Here is a 16,011-nt window from a genome sequence, read left to right as displayed (position 1 = left end):
TCAATCCCCATCCAGCGACGAGAAGCCGGCGGTCAGGCCGAACTCGGCGGTCATCCTGGTGCCGATCAAGGTCGACAGGCTCGAGGTGATCAGCGCGAAATGTTCGAGCTTGTCGCGCAGCGCGGGGTCGGCGAGCGCCTTGTCGATCGGGCCGGGGATCGATTTCGCTGTTGTCACGCCGTTGCTGAGCTGGATGTGGATGGACTCGGCCATCCACTGCGCGTCGGCGGGCAGCGCATCGCCTAGCTTGGAAGCCTGGAACAGTTGGTCGATGCCGGAGAGATTTCCGGCCAGCGAAGCCGCCGTGTTCCGCGAGCGCCAGTAGATCGCCTGCTTTGGCTTGTCGGCGTCCGGCTTGGCGCCAAGGAAGCCCTTGAGCCGCACATCGCGCATCATGTCCAGCTCGTTGATGAAGACGCCGACCAGTTCCGTCACCGCTTCGTTGCCGTCGCGGTAGAGCGGGTTCTTCGGGCCGGGATGAGCCCAGAGCGAAGCGAAGCCGTCGGGCTTTTGCCAGGCATCGCGCACCTCGCCGGCCATGGTTTCGACGTTGCCGGCGACCGCCTCGCCATAGGCGCAAAGATAGGGCTCGTCCTTCCCTGCAAGCGTTTCGGCGCCGTCGCCATAAAGCACGTATTCGAGCGCGCCGAGGCCCTGCATGGCGACGCTCTTTTGCGCCAGTTGCACCGGATCGGTGGCCGACGGGTCCTTCGATGCGAGCGTGGCCTGCACTTGTCTCAGGCCGATGCTCTTGCGGTCCGGCCAATAGAGCATACGCTCCAGCCGGTTGTTTTCCTTGATCGGCCCGAAGGCGATGATCTCGGCCACAGACCAGGCCTCGACCGTGCCGGAAAACGCCGAGCGCGCCGCTTCGAGATTGATTTCGGACGGCGCTTCGCAAAGCTGGTGCATCGCCCTGGCCAGGCCCGCCGCATGCTCGTCAAGACTGGCATAGGCGGGGCGGACGAAGCCATCGATCGCGCGCTCGATGACGTCGGAAGCCTTGACCGCGGCTGATGCCGGCAAGGCAGCGGCCAGAAGGAAAGGAAGAACAAGGACCAGGCATTTCGACATCAGAGCGACGCGTTTTAGCATCAGAGGGACTCCAGGAATTTGATCAACGCATCGCGATCGGTCGCGGCCGCCCCGGCAAAGCGGTCGCGGGCGTTCTGCCCCTCGCCGCCATGCCACAGGATCGCCTCGGCAAGCGTGCGGGCGCGGCCGTCATGCAGATAAAAGGCATTGCCATTGACTGTCGCGGTGAGCCCAATACCCCATAGCGGCGGGGTGCGCCACTCGCTCCCCGTGGCTTCTCCAACCCGTTGTCGGTCCGCAAGGCCCTCGCCCATGTCGTGCAGCAGGAAATCGGAATAGGGCCAGATCAGCTGGAAGGCCTGCGCCTTGTTGGGCGTGCCGCGCATGGTCACGAATTTCGGCGTGTGGCAGGAAATGCAGCCCATTTCGTAGAACTGCTTCTTTCCGTCGAGCACTTGCGGTGTGGCGATGTCGCGCCGTGCCGGCACGGCCAGATTCTGCGAATAGATGGTGACGAGGTCCATCACCGGCGGCGGGGCTTCGGCCGTGCCCAGCCGCTGCTGCACGCCGTTCGGCATGGCCAGGCAATCCTTCTCGGCCACCGTGCAGTCACCCCAAGGCTTCGGCATTTCAGGAGTCGAGATGCCGATATCGCCGGCAAAGGCGTCGGCCGCCTGCTGGCGGATCGAGGCGGTCTGCGCCTTCCAGCCGAAGCGGCCCAGGGTCACCGCACCACTCAACTCGTCGCGCACGATGTTCGGCCGGCCCGAAATGCCATCGCCGTCGCGATCGTCCGGATCGGCATGGGCAAGGATATCGGCTGGCGCGATCTGCTCGATCAGGCCGAGCCCGATCGTCGGCGGCGTCAGGCGCGGCGACAGCGTGGTGCGCGGATCGAGCGGGCCATAGCCGGGATTTTCGACGGAATAACGCGGCTTGCGCAGCGCAACGGCGGTGCCGTCGCCGAGCATCACCTTCTCCTCGGAGTACTCGACGCGCACACGGCCTTCGCCCTTGAGGTCCGGAACTGCCAGATCCTGCAATTGCGTGCCATAGACCGGATCGGGAAAGTTCAGCAGCTTGTGGTCGGCGAGCGCCGCTTTTTCCTCTGCGCTGCTGGCGTCGCGCGCGAGCCTGAGGAACATCGACGTCGATCCGGCATCACCTTGCGGCGGGCGGCCGCGGCCATCCTTCAAATGGCAGTTCTGGCAGGCGCGCTCGTTGAACAGCGGGCCAAGACCGTCGGAAGCCTGGGTCGACGACGGCGACGACACCCAGTTCTTGCGGAAAAGCGCATTGCCGAGCTTGAAATTGCCCTCTTCCTCGAAAGTGATGTTGGCGGAGGACTGCGAGAAGGCATCGCGGTTGACGTCCTTGCGCGAGGTGCCGGCGCCGCCCTGCATCAGCTCGAACGGCTCAGGCCTGGTGAAGTCGGTCGTTGGCCTGGTGACGGCCAGGACCCGCGCCTGGTCCTTCGGCGTCAGGTCGGTGCGGCTCGTCGGCAAGGCGGCCGGCTCGCCGGCCAGCGTGGGTGCGGAAAGCACGATCGCCAGCAAAAGCGACGCCCCGCGACCGGTCCGGTATCGCGGGGTCTTCTGAAGCGGCAGGCCGTCGATTGCGGCCCGCCGCGCGCGGCGCGAAAAGTCTACGGGGCGCCGCATTCCCGCATGTCCTTACTCCGCCTCGTTGGCCGAGTCGGCATTGAGCAGGCCGTACTTTTCCTCGCCGATCGAGGCGAGCAGGTCGAGCTGCGTTTCCAGGAAGTCGATATGGCCTTCCTCGTCGGTCAAAAGGTCCTCGAACAGCTTCATCGAGACGAAATCGCCTTCGTCGTGGCAAATCTCGCGCGAGCGCTTGTAGGCGGTGCGCGCGTCATATTCGCCGGCCAGATCGGATTCGAGCACTTCCTTGACGTTCTGGCCGATGCGCAGCGGCGCGACGGACTGCAGGTTCGGGTGGCCTTCGAGGAAGATGATGCGCGCGATCAGCCGGTCGGCGTGATGCATTTCCTCGATCGATTCCGCCCGCTCCTTCTTTGCCAGCTTGGTGTAGCCCCAATCCTCGAGCAGGCGATAATGCACCCAGTATTGGTTGACGGCCCCAAGCTCCAGAAACAGAGCTTCATTAAGCCGCTCGATGATCTGCGGTTCGCCTTTCATGGGTTCTGCTCCCGTATTGGCCGCGCAAGCCTCGCACGCGATCCAGGTGTGAAACGATGTCCACGCCGCCCATCTGTGAGCGGGCGTGGTAGTTCTCGGTGACCCGAATGATCGTTTCCACCACATTTGGGAAACAGCCGCAACAGCGGCCGCGCTTGCGCATCGCGTGGTAGACCTTCGCGGGCACGATCAACTGCCAGGGATCTTCATCCAGCAGGCCGATGATCGTCTGCTCGATCTCCTTCTCGGTGATGATGTTGCAATGGCAGATCAGCATTGACTTGCTCTGGCTGACGGCGCCGGTCCCGCGCCGCTTGGCTGGTATCGAGATCTAAACTTACTTGAACACCTTGTCGGGTGCGTCGAGGCTGTCGGAACCCTCGAAGGCGATCTGGTTCAGCTTGAGCGAGCCGACGGCGCGCTCGATCGACTTGGTCTGGTCGATCAGCGCGTCGATCGCCGCCTGCACGGTGGCGTTGCCTGCGGTGTTGCCCTCGGCAATCTGCTGGTCATAGGCCTCGCTGGCCAACGCGCGCGCCTTGATGGCCTCCATCTTGGCGACGGTGGTGTCGAGCTTGCCCGACAGCTCCTTGTCGATCGCCGGATCGGCGGCCTTCACCATGTCGGACACCGACGGACCCGAAACCACGGAACCGTCGAGCCGCTTGTAGCTGGCATGGTAGGCGTCGCGGATGCCGATCGCGTCATAGAGATGCGAGTTGTAGGTGTTGTCGGAGAAGCAGTCGTGCTCCTCCTCCGGATCGTGCAGCAAAAGGCCAAGCTTCATGCGCTCGCCCGCCAGTTCGCCGTAGGAGAGCGAGCCCATGCCCGTGAAGATGGTGGAGATGCCGGTATTCGCGTCACCGTCCGTGAGGTTCTTGCGCGCGGCGCCGTCTTCCTTCCAGTTGTTGACCATCTCCTGCAGGTCGGACACCAGAAGGTCGCTCGCCGATTTCAGATATTCGGCGCGGCGGTCGCAATTGCCGCCCGTGCAGTTCTTGAGGTCGTAATCCGTATAGGGCCGCTCGCCGGCGCCCGGACCGGTGCCGTGCAGGTCCTGTCCCCAGAGCAGGAATTCGATCGCGTGATAGCCGGTCGCGACATTGGCCTCGACGCCGCCGGCTTCCTGCAGCGTGCCGGACAGGAATTCCGGCGTCAGCTTCGAGGCGTCGACCTTCTTGCCGTTGATCTCGATTTCCTTGTTGGCGATGACATTGGCCGTGTAGAGGGCGTTCTCGTCCGACTCGGTGCCGTAGCTCTTGGCGACATAGTCGATCAGGCCCTCATCCAGCGGCCAGGAATTCACGCGGCCTTCCCAGTCGTCGACGATCTTGTTGCCGAAGCGATAGACCTCGGTCTGCTGGTAAGGGTTGCGCGCCGCCTTCCAGGCTTCGCGCGCGGCGTTCAGCGTGTCGGCGGAGGGGCTGGCGATAAGCGCATCGACGGCCTTGTCCAGCGCCAGCGCGGTGGTCAGCGAATCCTCGTATTTAGCCAGAGCGATGTCGGCATAGGTCTTGATCACCGCTTTGGCGTCGGTCTCGGCTTTCGCCGGCAACACGAAAACCGCCGCCGTCAGCGCAGCCGTGGCGCAGATCGCAGCGAGCCTGCCGCCATTACGTGCCGTCATCATCTTTCTCCAGTTCCATGGAAATTCAGCAAAGGGCGCGTGCGTCCACTCGCGCCGAGGCATGAGCATGCCGGGAAAATTGGTGGCCGCGCCGATGCGCGGTTCGCGATAAAAAGACACCCTCTTGCCTCCAATCGAAAGGGTTCAAGGCCCAAACATCAAAGGGATACGCTTTGCGCGCAGTCCTCCATAAAGCGAGGGAGAGGCCGGGAGTCAACTGGCGCGACGGAAAAAATTCAATTGAAACAACAGTTTAGAATTATTCTAAACTACGAATGTCAACTTTTAAGCCAGCACTGCCGCTGACTCGATTGACAGACAGCCATTCTGGGTGCGACCCGATCCTCGGGTCTTGCGGCGGCGGCAGACAATCGCCACTTGGCGCAAGGGCTTAGATTTGCAAACAAAAAAGGATTGCGATGACGAACGGGGTTGTGATTGTCGGTGCGGGCCATGCCGGCGTGCAGGCCGCCGCCAGCCTGCGCGAAGAGGGCTATGATGGGCCCGTCGTCCTGATCGGCGACGAGCGGGAACTGCCTTATCACAAACCGCCGCTGTCCAAGACCTTTATCAAGGATCCCGAAGCCAAGCCCCAGCCCTTGCGCGGCGAGGCATTTTATACGGGCAACACCATCGACTACCGGCCGGGCATGCGCATCGACAGCATCGATGCCCGCGCGGGCCGGTTGAATCTCGCAGGCGGTGGAACGCTCGGCTTCGACCGGCTGGTGCTTGCGACCGGCTCGCGGCCGCGCCTGCTCAAGCTCGACGGCGCCGGCCTCGCCGGCGTGGTCTCGCTGCGCTCGCTGGCCGATGCGCGCCTGATCCGCGAGCTCAGCGCGCAAAGCGAGGACGTGGTCATTCTCGGCGGCGGCTTCATCGGGCTGGAGATCGCGGCGACGCTGAGGGCCGCCGGCCGCAACGTCACGGTCGTCGAGGCCGTCGACCGGTTGCTCGGCCGCGCCGTGGCGCCGATCATCGCCGCACATGTGCGCCAGCGCCTGGAGGCGATCGGCGTGCGCATCCTGACCGGCACAACCGTTGCCCGGCTGGAGGGTGACAGCGGCCGCGTCTCGGCAGCGATCACCTCAAGTGGCGAACACCTGCCGGCGCAGATGGTGATCATCGGCATCGGCGTCGTGCCCAATGTCGAACTGGCCGAAACCGCCGGCCTGGCCATCGGCAACGGCATCCGCGTCGACCAGCATATGCAGAGCTCGATCCCCGAAATCCTCGCCATCGGCGACGCCGCCGCCTACCGGCACTGGTTCACCGGCGGCGACGTGCGGCTGGAATCGGTACAGAACGCCACCGACCAGGCCAGGCTTGCCGCGCGCACCATCCTCGGGCACGTGGAGGCCTTCGCCGCCGTGCCGTGGTTCTGGTCGGATATCGGCGACATGAAGCTGCAGATGGTGGGGCTGACGCAAGGCGGGGACAGCCACGTGGTGCTCGGCGATCTCGCCGACAACAAGTTCTCGATCTACCATTATGCCGGTAGCCGGCTGCTCGGCATCGAATCCGTCAATCGCCCCGCGGACCACATGCTTGGCCGCAAGATGCTCGGCGCCGGTTTCTCGCCGACGCCGCAGACGGTGGCAGGCGGGCCGGATTCATTGAAGGCCGCGCTTGCGGCCTTCAATGAGGACGAACCGACCAGGGCGACGGGCTGACTGTTCAATCCACATGCTGGGAACAGCGCTTGGAGTGCGAAAGACGCCAAACCTTGGCAAACGAGCTCCGCCGACTTATCATAAATTGATAATATCGGATAAAGCGAAAGATTTGTTCCATGCCTGCAAGCTACAGCATTGGCTCCCGCCACGAGGCATTCGTGCGCGAGCTTGTCGAGAGTGGCCGCTATGCCAGCGCAAGCGAGGTTGTGCGCGATAGCCTGCGTCTGCTGGAAGAACGCGAAGAGCACCGGCAGGCGAAGCTTGCCGCGCTGCGCGAAGACATCCGCAAGGGTGTGGAGAGCGGACAAGCTATTGCAGCCGACGACGTTTTTGATCGGTTGGAGAAAAGATACGCGGCTGAAAGCCGCAAATAATGGCTCTCAGTTTCGCACCCGCCGCCGTGCAGGACATTGAAGAGATTGGCGATTACATCCGAGCTGAAGATCCGGCCGCCGCCCGCCGCTTGATAGCGGCTCTTCGAGTACGATGCGACACTATCTTGGAGCACCCCGTGGTGGCGCTCCCCGTTCCGAGCTCTGGCCCGCGCTGCGCTCCGTCGCATTCCAGAGATACGTCATCTTTTATACCGTCGAAGATGACGACGTGCGTGTTGAGCGCATCCTGCACGGCTCACGCGACATCCAGGGCATTTTCGATGGAGGGAAAATACCCAAGGATGGTTGAAGCTGACACGCGATCAGGCAGCCCGCGCGTCGCGGATTGAGCTTTCCAGAATATCCAGCGCCTCGGTCATGACGCCGTCCTGGATGGTGATCGGCGACAGGAAACGGATGACGTTGCCGTAGACGCCGCAGGTGAGCAGGATGAGGCCCTTGTCCAGCGCCTTCAGCCGCACCGCGTTGGCGAATTCGGCCGACGGCAGGCCTTTCTTCACGTCGTTGAACTCGACCGCGTTCATGAAGCCCGGGCCGCGGATGTCGACGATCTCCGGCACGTCCTCGCGGATCGATTCCAGCCGTTGCTTCAGCCGCGCGCCCAGCGCATTGGCGCGGTCGCAGAGCTTTTCCTCCTCGATTACATCGAGCACGGCGTGCGCCGCGGCGACGCCGATCGGGCTGCCGCCATAGGTGCCGCCGAGGCCGCCGGGACCGGGCGCGTCCATAATCTCGGCGCGGCCGGTGACGGCCGACAGCGGGAAGCCGCCGGCGAGGCTCTTGGCCATGGTGGTGAGATCGGGCGCCACGTCGTGATGGTCCATGGCGAACATCTTGCCGGTGCGGGCAAAGCCGGTCTGCACCTCGTCGGCGACGAGCAGGATGCCATGCTGGTCGCAGATCTTGCGCAATGCAGCCATGAAGTCGCGCGGCGCTTCGTAGAAGCCGCCCTCGCCCTGCACCGGCTCGACGATGATGGCGGCAACCCGGTTCGGATCGACATCGGCCTTGAACAGCTTGTCGAGCGCGGCGAGTGAATCCGCGACGGAAACGCCATGCAGCGCGACCGGGAACGGCGCATGGAAGACATCGGCCGGCATCGCGCCGAAGCCGACCTTGTAGGGCACGACCTTGCCGGTCAGCGCCATGCCCATGAAGGTGCGGCCGTGGAAACCGCCGGAAAAGGCGATGACCGCCTGGCGGCCGGTGGCGTTGCGGGCGATCTTGATGGCGTTCTCGACCGCCTCGGCGCCGGTGGTGACGAAGACGGTCTTCTTGCCGAACTTGCCGGGCAACAGGCCGTTCAGCCGCTCGGCGAGATGAACGTAGCTCTCATAGGGCACCACCTGGTGGCAGGTGTGGGTGAAGCGATCGAGCTGCGCCTTGACCGCCTCGATCACCTTCGGGTGGCGATGGCCGGTGTTGACCACGGCGATGCCGGAAGAGAAGTCGATATAGCGGCGGCCCTCGACATCCCAGATTTCCGAATTCTCGGCGCGATCGGCGTAGATCTGCGTCGTCATGCCGACGCCGCGCGAAATCGACTGGTTCTTGCGTTCGGAAATGGCTGAATTCTTCATATCGTCCCTCATCGGGCCATCCCTCATCGAGATTGGGCCCGTTCTCGTTTGATGCCGTTGAAATCCCTTCTGGCCTTATTTCATGTTTTGCTCAAGTCGGCACCATGGCCCAGTCGATTGGGCCTGCGAGAATGCCCTTAACCAGGCTGACGAAACACGCCCCGGAAAGAGTTTCCTTTTCCCGCCGATGGATTAATCTCATTTCATCCGCGACGTGCCGCCGGCGGCAGCGGCCCCCACGGCTTGAGGGGAACCATGAGCAGGAAAGCGACATCGTCCGCCTTGCCGTCTTCGCCACACCGCCATCCTTTTCGTTCAAAAACGTTGTTGCTGCTCGTCTGCGCCGGCGCGGCGATTTCGGCGGCCGGCTGCCAGAAGCAGCAGGCGGCGGAAAAGAAATTGCCGGTGGTGGTGACGACGCAAACGGTCGCCCTCGCCGACTACGCGCCGCGAACCTCGCTGACCGGGGTGATCGCCGCACGCACGCTCAACAATCTGTCGTTCCGCGTCGGCGGCCGGGTCGCCGAGCGTCTGGTCGATGTCGGCCAGCATGTCGACCAGGGTGCGGTGCTTGCGCGCATAGACCCGCAGGAACAGGAGTCGGACCTGCGCTCGGCCCAGGCCGATCTCGACGCGGCGCAGGCGCAGCTCACCCAGGCCGAGGCCACCTACCAACGGCAAAAGACGCTGCTTTCGCAGGGTTTCACGACGAGGCGGGATTTCGACAGCGCGGACCAGGCCCTGAAAGTGGCGCAAGGCAGCGTCGACGCGGCGCAAAGCGCCCTCGCCAATGCCAAGGAAAACCTTTCCTACACCGAGCTCAAGGCGGGGGCTGCCGGCGTCATCACGGCGCGCCAGGTCGAGGCCGGGCAGGTGGTGCAAGCGGCGCAGACCGTGTTCACCATCGCCGAGGACGGCGACCGCGACGCTGTCTTCAACGTGCACGAGACGCTGGTTGCCCAGACCCCGCCCTCGCCCGCGGTGACGATCACGCTGCTGTCCGACCCGCAGGTGCGCGCGGTCGGCAAGGTTCGCGAGATTTCGCCGGCGGTCGACACCCAGTCCGGATCGATCCGGGTCAAGGTCGGCATCCCTGACACGCCGGCCGGCATGCCGTTGGGCGCGGCCGTGATCGGCACGGTCAGCGCCAAGCCGGTCAGGGCCATTCTGTTGCCCTGGCAGGCTCTGACATCCGCCACCGGCAAGCCCGCCGTCTGGGTGATCGATCCGTCGAGCAAGGCGGTGACGGAGACGCCGGTCGAGGTGCTCGCCTTCGATTCAGGCATCATCGCCGTCGACAAGGGATTGCAGGAAGGACAGAGCGTCGTTACCGCCGGCGGACAGTTGCTCAGCCCCGGACAAACGGTCGAGATCGCTGGAGCCAGCCAATGAACCGGTTGCGGCACGTCGCTCCCCTGCTTGTCCTAGCCGCGCTCGCCGCCTGCTCGCGCTCGGAAGAGAAGCCGCCGGAGGTCATCCGGCCTGTCCTGTCTGTTGTGATCGAGCCGAAGACCGTCGAGACCTTCGGCTTCGCCGGTTCGGTCGAGCCGCAATACAGTGCCGACCTCGCCTTCCGGCTGCTCGGCCGCGTCGTCTCGCGCGACGTCAAGGTCGGCGACCTCGTCACCAAGGGTACGACGATCGCGGCGCTCGATCCGACGGCGCTGGAGCTTGCCGTCCAGGCGTCGAAAGCCGATCTGTCGAACGCGCAGGCGCAGTTCATCAACGCCGCCGCCAGCGAGGATCGCCAGCGCCAGCTGCTGGCCTCGGCCAACACATCGCAGGCGACATTCGACGCCGCGAAACAGGCGCGGCAGGCGGCGGAAGCCGGCGTCGAGCGCGCCAATGCCGCTTTGGCCAAGTCGCAGGAGCAGCTTGGCTATGCGCGGCTGTTCTCCGATTTCGACGGCGTCGTCACCGCTACCGGCGCCGAGGTCGGCCAGACGGTTTCGGCCGGACAGACCGTCGTCACCGTGGCGCGTACCGACCCGCGCGAGGCGGTGGTCGACATCCCCGATCAGCTGACCGGCGACCTCACCGTCGGCATGCCCTTCGAGGTGGTCCTGCAATCGCTGCCGACGATCAAGACACAGGCGAGGCTGCGCGAGATCGCCCCGCAGTCGGAAGGCGCCACGCGCACAAGGCGCGTGAAGCTGACGCTGGTCGATCCGCCGACAGCGTTCCGCCTGGGCTCGACGATCACCGCGACGCGTATGACCAAGGTGGACCCGACGATCGAACTGCCGATATCGGCGCTGCTCGAAAAAGACGGCTCTGAGAAAGTCTGGATCGTCGATCCGCAATCCTCCAGCGTGAGCGCGCGCGAGATCAAGGTCGCGTCCAAGAGCGGCGGCAGCTTCACGGTGGCCGGAGGGCTCGAGGCAGGCATGCGCGTCGTCACAGCCGGCGTCCACAGCCTCGCCGAAGGCCAGAAGGTCAAAGTGCCGGAGGGCGGCGTCTGATGAAGGGCTTCAACCTCTCCGACTGGGCGCTCAGTCACCGTTCCATGGTCTGGTATTTCATGCTGGTCTTCGTGGTGGCCGGCATCTTCTCCTATCTCAATCTTGGCCGGGAGGAAGATCCCGCCTTCACCATCAAGACCATGATCATCCAGGCCAACTGGCCGGGCGCTTCGGTCAAGGAGACGGTGCAGCAGGTGACCGACCGCATCGAGAAGAAGCTCGAGGAGCTCGACAGCCTCGACTACACCAAATCGGTCACCACTGCCGGCCAAACGGTCGTCTTCGTCAACCTGAAGGACACCACCAAGGCGCGCGACGTCGTGCCGAACTGGCTTCAGGTGCGCAACATGGTCAACGACATCAAGGCGCAGCTTCCGCAGGGCGTGCAGGGACCGTTCTTCAACGACCGCTTCGGCGACGTCTACGGCAACATCTATGCCTTCACCGCCGACGGGCTGACGCCACGCCAGCTGCGCGACTATGTCGAAGATGTCCGCACCAAGATCCTGACCGTGCCGAATGCCGGCAAGGTCGATCTGGTCGGCGCGCAGGACGAGGCCATCTATCTCGAGTTCTCGACGCGCCAGATCGCGGCGCTCGGCCTCAACCAGCAGCAAATCGTGGCCAGCCTGCAGGCGCAGAACGCGATCACGCCGTCCGGCGTCATCCAGTCCGGCCCGGAGCGCATCAGCGTGCGCGTCGGCGGCCAGTTCACCTCCGAGGAAAGCCTGCGGGCCATCAATTTACGCGTCAACGATCGCTTCTTCCGGCTGAGCGACGTGGCGACGATCCGGCGCGGCTATGTCGACCCGCCGACGGCCCTGTTCCGGTTCAACGGCCAGGATGCGATCGGGCTTGCCATCGGCATGAAGCCCAACGCCAATTTGCTGAAATTCGGCGAGGCACTGCACGAGGAGATGCAGAAGGTGCTGGCCGACCTGCCGGTCGGCGTCGGCGTGCATCTGGTGGCCGACCAGCCTGTGATCGTCGACGAGGCGGTCTCGGGCTTCACGCGGGCGCTGTTCGAGGCCGTCGCGATCGTGCTCGCCGTCTCCTTCGTCAGCCTGGGGCTGCGCGCCGGCTTCGTCGTGGCGCTGTCGATCCCGCTGGTGCTGGCCATCACCTTCACGGTGATGGCCTATCTCGGCATCTCGCTGCAGCGCATTTCGCTTGGCGCGCTGATCATCGCGCTCGGCCTTTTGGTCGACGACGCAATGATCGCGGTCGAGATGATGGTGGCGCGGCTGGAAGTCGGCGACAATCTCCGCAAGGCGGCGACCTTCGTCTACACCTCGACCGCCTTTCCGATGCTGACCGGCACGCTGGTGACGGTCGCCGGCTTCATCCCGATCGGCCTCAACTCGAGCGCCGCGGGCGAGTACACCTTCACGCTGTTCGTCGTCATCGCGGTGTCGCTGCTGGTGTCATGGATCGTGGCGGTGCTGTTCGCGCCGCTGCTCGGCGTCACCATCCTGCCTGCGACGATGAAAGAGAAGCACCACGACCAGCCAGGACGCTTCACCTCGCTGTTCCGGCGCGTGCTTGTCTTCTCCGTGCGCCGGCACTGGCTGACGATCATCGTGACGGTGCTTGTGTTCGCCGCCTCGGTCGCCGGCTTCGGCCTCGTCCAGCAGCAGTTCTTCCCACCTTCCGACCGGCCGGAGCTGATCGTCGACTGGAACCTGCCGCAGAACTCCTCGATCACCGAGACGCGCGACCAAATGGAACGCTTCGAGCAGCGGGCGCTGGCCGGCAATCCGGACATCGACCACTTCTCCTCCTATATCGGCGAAGGCGCCGTGCGCTTCGTGCTCGCCTATGACGTGCAGCCTGCCAATCCCTATTTCGGACAGACCGTCATCGTCACCAAGAACATCGAGGCGCGCAACCGGGTGAAGCCGGCGCTGGAGAAGCTGCTGCGCGAGGAGTTCGTCGGCACCGACGCCTTCGTCAAATTGCTGGAGCTCGGCCCGCCGGTCGGCAGGCCGGTGCAGTACCGCGTCGGCGGTCCCGATATCCAGACGGTGCGGGAGCTTGCGCAGCAGTTTGCCGGCGTGATCTCGGCCAATCCGAAGCTCGCCGCCCCCACCTTCGACTGGAACGAGCCGCAGCGCGTGCTGAGGGTGGACGTGCTGCAGGACAAGGCGCGCCAGCTCGGCATCACCTCTTCCGACATCGCCAGCGCGCTGAACAGCACGGTGGGCGGCTCTACCATCACGCAGGTCCGCGACGCGACCTACCTCATCGATGTCGTGGCGCGGTCGCGCGAGGCCGAGCGCGGCTCGATCGAGACACTGCAGAACATGCAGCTGCCGACCGGCAACGGCGAGTCGATCCCGCTCGCCGCCGTCGCCAACTTCCGCTACGACCTCGAACAGCCGACGGTCTGGCGGCGCAACCGTACGCCGACGATCACGGTGCGCGCCGGCCTGGTCGGCGACGTGCTGCCGGCGACCGTCGTCAACGAGCTGAAGCCGTCGGTGGACGCCTTCATCGCCAAGCTGCCGCCCGGCTATTCGGTCGAGACCGCGGGTTCGGTCGAGGAAAGCGCCAAGAGCCAGGGCCCGATCGCGGCCGTGGTGCCGTTGATGCTGTTCATCATGGCGACCATCCTGATGGTACAGTTGCAGAGCTTCCAGCGCCTGTTCCTGGTGGTGGCGGTGGCGCCGCTCGGCCTGATCGGCGTGGTGGCGGCGCTGGTTCCCAGCGGCGCGCCGCTCGGCTTCGTCGCCATCCTCGGCGTGCTGGCGCTGATCGGCATCCTGATCCGCAACTCGGTCATCCTGATCGTGCAGATCGAGGACCTCGTCAAAGAAGGCAAGGACCGCTGGGCGGCGGTGGTCGAAGCGACCGAGCATCGCATGCGGCCGATCGCGCTGACCGCCGCGGCTGCAAGTCTCGCGCTGATCCCGATCGCGCGCGAAGTGTTCTGGGGACCGATGGCCTACGCCATGATGGGCGGCATCATCGCCGGCACGGCGATCACGCTGCTGTTCCTGCCGGCACTCTACGTGACGTGGTTCAGGGTCAAGGAGCCGAAAGATAGGGAAAGCGTGGCTGTTTCAGAGACCGGAGATCTGGCGCAGACCACCCCAACCTAAGGCCGCCATTCGTCATCGCGAAGGCCGAGAGGACGCGACTTGGCGCGCTGCCACGGTGATGACCTTGAGCTGCGCCAAGCGTGCCAACCCTTTGGCAAATCGGCCAATTCCAGGATGCTTTTGTCCCGGTCAACCACCTCTTGCAAGCCTACGAGCATCATGTCACTTTCATTCCGATCCCGCGTGTCGCTGCTGTAGAACTGCCAACTGCCCCTTTCATCATTATCGTCGTCGTCATCGTCATTTTCATGCACAACATACGCGATCCAGTCGCCGTGTCTGAATATGCCCTTAACGGATAAGACCGCGACGTTCGGTGGGTCTTCGAAGTCCCATCGCTCCATGCGAAATCTCCTAAATTGGCCACGAGCCAACAGGACCATATCAAGCCGTCCGCACGAACCCCTCACTCGCCCTCAGCAGATTGCGCGTATAATCTTCGCTGACCCGATGCCCGATCAGCTGGCTCGCGGTTAGTGTTTCCACCGCCTCGCCGTTCTGCATCACCATCAGCCGCTCGCACATATGGGTGATGATGGCGAGGTCGTGGCTGACCATCAGGAAGGTGAGCTTGCGGCGGCGACGGACCTCTTCGAGAAGGTTCAGCACTTCGGACTGAACAGAGGCGTCGAGCGCCGAGGTCGGCTCGTCGAGCAGAAGGATCGAGGGTTCGAGGATCAGCGCACGCGCGATGGCGACACGCTGGCGTTGGCCGCCGGAAAGCTGGTGCGCATAGCGGAAGCGGAAGCCCTTGCCGAGGCCGACCTCGTCCAGCGCGCGCTCGATGCGCTTCTCGCCATCGGCAATGCCATGGATCGCGAGCGGCTCCTGCAGCAGTCGGTCGACCGTCTGGCGCGGATGCAGCGACCCGTAGGGATCCTGGAACACCATCTGCACATCGCGGTAGAAGGCCTTGTCGCGGGTTTTGCCGAGCCTCTTGCCGTTGACGGTGATGGTGCCCAAAGCGACAGGCGCAAGGCCGGTGATCGCCTTTAGCAGCGTTGACTTGCCGGAGCCGCTTTCGCCGACCAAGCCATAGGATTCGCCTTCCCTCACCTCGAGGTTGACGCCCTTCAGCGCGCGAAACCGGTCGAAGACCACTTCCAGCCCTTGGGCGGCGATGGCGGCCGTCATGCCGCCCACTCCGGCTTGCGGTCGAGCACCGGCAGCGGATGGCGCTCAAAGCCGATCCTGGGCATGCAATTGAGCAGGCCGCGCGTGTAGGGGTGCCGGGCGTCGCGCAATTCGGAAGCCTTGATCTGCTCGACCACCTTGCCGGCATACATGACGACGACCCGGTCGCAGAAGGATGAGACCAGGCGCAGATCATGCGAGATGAAGATCAGCCCCATGCCTCGCTCGGCCACGAGCTTGTCGAGGATCTTGAGCACGTCGAGCTGCACGGTGACGTCGAGCGCCGAGGTCGGCTCGTCGGCGATCATCAGTTCGGGTCCGGTGACCAGCATCATGGCGATCATGGCGCGCTGGCCCATGCCGCCCGAGACCTCGTGCGGATAAAGATCGAAGACGCGAGCCGGATCGCGGATCTGCACCGCCTGCAGCATGGCCAGAGCCCGTTCGCGCGCCTCGGCCTTGGAGACCTTCTCATGCGTGCGCAGCGTCTCGACGATCTGACGGCCGATGGTCATCACCGGATCCAGCGAATATTTCGGATCCTGCAGGATCATGGCGATGCGGTTTCCCCGCAGCGACCGGCGCTGACGAGGCGAGATCGAGAGCAGGTCGATGCCGTCAAAGGCGAGCTTCTTGGCCGAAACCTCGGCCTGCGGCGGGGTAAGTCCCATGATGGCGCGGCCGGTCTGCGATTTGCCGGAGCCGCTCTCGCCGACAATGCCCAGACGCTCGCGGCCGAGCGAGAAGGAAACGCCGCGCACCGCTTGCACGAGACCGGTGCGGGTCGGGAAGGTGACGCGCAGATCGTCGACTTCGAGGAGCGTGTCGCTCATTGGTCACCG

The 16,011-nt window shown here is 64.4% G+C and carries 14 protein-coding genes; 5 read left to right on the top strand and 9 right to left on the bottom strand.

Annotation, left to right across the window (positions count from 1 at the left end):
* The 5 genes from EJ068_RS20995 to EJ068_RS20975 are packed head-to-tail and all read right to left on the bottom strand — an operon-like array spanning position 1 to position 4,821.
* Complete coding sequence (locus EJ068_RS20995) at positions 1-1,095, bottom strand: imelysin family protein (RefSeq protein WP_189342021.1); 1,095 nt, start codon at positions 1,093-1,095, stop codon at positions 1-3.
* Entirely contained in the window at positions 1,095-2,696 is a 1,602-nt protein-coding gene (locus tag EJ068_RS20990; RefSeq protein ID WP_129554837.1) for a di-heme oxidoredictase family protein, read from the bottom strand. Before EJ068_RS20990 ends, EJ068_RS20995 begins: the two co-directional genes overlap by 1 nt.
* Before the next feature lie 12 nt (positions 2,697-2,708).
* Positions 2,709-3,194, bottom strand: a complete 486-nt coding sequence (gene bfr / locus EJ068_RS20985) for a bacterioferritin (RefSeq protein ID WP_040985970.1) — start codon at positions 3,192-3,194, stop codon at positions 2,709-2,711.
* Positions 3,160-3,471, bottom strand: coding sequence for a (2Fe-2S)-binding protein (locus tag EJ068_RS20980; RefSeq protein ID WP_126079427.1), 312 nt, complete (start codon positions 3,469-3,471; stop codon positions 3,160-3,162). Before EJ068_RS20980 ends, bfr begins: the two co-directional genes overlap by 35 nt.
* Before the next feature lie 60 nt (positions 3,472-3,531).
* Complete coding sequence (locus EJ068_RS20975; protein ID WP_127250147.1) at positions 3,532-4,821, bottom strand: imelysin family protein; 1,290 nt, start codon at positions 4,819-4,821, stop codon at positions 3,532-3,534.
* A 419-nt stretch (positions 4,822-5,240) separates the two neighbouring features.
* On the opposite strand from EJ068_RS20975, the gene EJ068_RS20970 reads away from it, so the two are divergent.
* A complete protein-coding gene (locus EJ068_RS20970) occupies positions 5,241-6,494 on the top strand; it encodes an FAD-dependent oxidoreductase (protein WP_126079428.1) in 1,254 nt (417 codons plus the stop codon).
* A 119-nt stretch (positions 6,495-6,613) separates the two neighbouring features.
* A complete protein-coding gene (locus EJ068_RS20965; RefSeq protein ID WP_126079429.1) occupies positions 6,614-6,871 on the top strand; it encodes a type II toxin-antitoxin system ParD family antitoxin in 258 nt (85 codons plus the stop codon).
* 323 nt (positions 6,872-7,194) lie between these two features.
* On the opposite strand, the gene EJ068_RS20955 is transcribed toward EJ068_RS20965, so the two are convergent.
* Entirely contained in the window at positions 7,195-8,472 is a 1,278-nt protein-coding gene (locus EJ068_RS20955; protein ID WP_126079430.1) for a 4-aminobutyrate--2-oxoglutarate transaminase, read from the bottom strand.
* A gap of 327 nt (positions 8,473-8,799) precedes the next feature.
* Here EJ068_RS20955 and EJ068_RS20950 point away from each other — a divergent pair, with 327 nt between their 5' ends.
* Genes EJ068_RS20950 through EJ068_RS20940 form a run of 3 tightly spaced genes read left to right on the top strand, consistent with a single transcriptional unit; the run spans position 8,800 to position 14,035 of the window.
* Positions 8,800-9,864 (top strand): efflux RND transporter periplasmic adaptor subunit, encoded by a 1,065-nt coding sequence (locus tag EJ068_RS20950; protein ID WP_245463177.1) that lies wholly within the window; start codon positions 8,800-8,802, stop codon positions 9,862-9,864.
* Positions 9,861-10,934 (top strand): efflux RND transporter periplasmic adaptor subunit, encoded by a 1,074-nt coding sequence (locus EJ068_RS20945; protein ID WP_126079432.1) that lies wholly within the window; start codon positions 9,861-9,863, stop codon positions 10,932-10,934. Before EJ068_RS20950 ends, EJ068_RS20945 begins: the two co-directional genes overlap by 4 nt.
* Positions 10,934-14,035: an efflux RND transporter permease subunit gene (locus EJ068_RS20940; RefSeq protein ID WP_127249656.1), complete on the top strand. Its 3,102-nt coding sequence runs from the start codon at positions 10,934-10,936 to the stop codon at positions 14,033-14,035. The genes EJ068_RS20945 and EJ068_RS20940 overlap by 1 nt, the downstream gene beginning before the upstream one ends.
* Here EJ068_RS20940 and EJ068_RS20935 read toward each other — a convergent pair.
* From EJ068_RS20935 to EJ068_RS20925, 3 genes are read right to left on the bottom strand one after another with little or no spacing between them, the layout of a single operon-like run.
* The gene (locus EJ068_RS20935) at positions 14,032-14,379 is read right to left on the bottom strand and encodes a hypothetical protein (protein WP_127249657.1); all 348 of its coding nucleotides are present in this window, start codon (positions 14,377-14,379) and stop codon (positions 14,032-14,034) included. The two genes, EJ068_RS20940 and EJ068_RS20935, sit on opposite strands and share 4 nt — an antisense overlap.
* A 40-nt stretch (positions 14,380-14,419) precedes the next feature.
* Entirely contained in the window at positions 14,420-15,169 is a 750-nt protein-coding gene (locus EJ068_RS20930) for an ABC transporter ATP-binding protein (protein ID WP_127249658.1), read from the bottom strand.
* Positions 15,166-16,002 carry an ABC transporter ATP-binding protein gene (locus EJ068_RS20925; RefSeq protein WP_127249659.1) on the bottom strand — a complete coding sequence of 279 codons (837 nt, stop codon included), beginning with the start codon at positions 16,000-16,002 and terminating at the stop codon, positions 15,166-15,168. Before EJ068_RS20925 ends, EJ068_RS20930 begins: the two co-directional genes overlap by 4 nt.
* Positions 16,003-16,011 lie beyond the last annotated feature (9 nt).

It is taken from the genome of Mesorhizobium sp. M2A.F.Ca.ET.043.02.1.1, assembly GCF_003952405.1.
Lineage (GTDB): Bacteria > Pseudomonadota > Alphaproteobacteria > Rhizobiales > Rhizobiaceae > Mesorhizobium.
The sequence above is the reverse complement of the archived record's forward strand: the minus strand, read 5'-3'. Positions and strand labels throughout refer to the sequence as shown.